The organism is Streptococcus mitis ATCC 6249, from assembly GCF_000146585.1.
Classification (GTDB): Bacteria; Bacillota; Bacilli; order Lactobacillales; family Streptococcaceae; genus Streptococcus; species Streptococcus mitis_AZ.
Window position 1 is genome coordinate 1 of sequence record NZ_GL397182.1, and the last position, 1,129, is coordinate 1,129.

The 1,129-nt window shown below is 50.7% G+C and carries 1 protein-coding gene; it reads right to left on the reverse strand.

Annotation, left to right across the window (positions count from 1 at the left end):
- The coding region (locus HMPREF8571_RS11195; protein WP_176601559.1) for a hypothetical protein at positions 1-1,129 on the reverse strand (1,129 nt) is incomplete at both ends.

Below are 1,129 nucleotides of genomic sequence, written 5' to 3' on the forward strand. Positions count from 1 at the left end.
CTCTGAAGCACTTGTTGACGCTGACTCTGAAGCTGATGTGCTTGCTGACTCTGACGCACTTGTCGATGCTGACTCTGATGCACTTGTACTTGCTGATTCTGAAGCACTTGTTGATGCTGATTCTGAAGCTGATGTACTTGCTGAAGCTGATGCACTGGTTGATGCCGATTCAGAGGCGCTTGTGCTTGCTGAAGCTGATGCACTGGTTGATGCCGATTCAGAGGCGCTTGTGCTTGCTGACTCTGAAGCACTTGTTGACGCTGACTCTGAAGCTGATGTGCTTGCTGACTCTGATGCTGATGTGCTTGCTGACTCTGAAGCACTTGTCGATGCTGACTCTGATGCACTTGTACTTGCTGATTCTGAAGCACTTGTTGATGCTGATTCTGAAGCTGATGTACTTGCTGAAGCTGATGCACTGGTTGATGCCGATTCAGAGGCGCTTGTGCTTGCTGAAGCTGATGCACTGGTTGATGCCGATTCAGAGGCGCTTGTGCTTGCTGACTCTGAAGCACTTGTTGACGCTGACTCAGATGCACTTGTACTTGCTGAAGCTGACGCGCTTGTTGACGCTGACTCTGAAGCTGATGTGCTTGCTGACTCAGATGCACTTGTTGATGCTGATTCTGAAGCACTGGTTGACGCTGATTCTGAGGCGCTTGTTGACGCTGACTCAGAGGCTGATGTGCTTGCTGAAGCTGATGCACTGGTTGATGCCGATTCAGAGGCGCTTGTGCTTGCTGAAGCTGATGCACTGGTTGATGCCGATTCAGAGGCGCTTGTGCTTGCTGACTCTGAAGCACTTGTTGACGCTGACTCAGATGCACTTGTACTTGCTGACTCTGACGCGCTTGTACTTGCTGATTCTGAAGCTGATGTGCTTGCTGAAGCTGATGCACTTGTTGATGCTGATTCTGAAGCTGATGTACTTGCTGACTCTGACGCGCTTGTTGACGCTGACTCAGATGCTGATGTGCTTGCTGACTCTGACGCGCTTGTTGATGCTGATTCTGAAGCACTGGTTGACGCTGATTCTGAGGCGCTTGTTGACGCTGACTCAGAGGCTGATGTGCTTGCTGACTCTGACGCGCTTGTTGATGCTGACTCAGAGGTGCTTGTTGACGCTGAT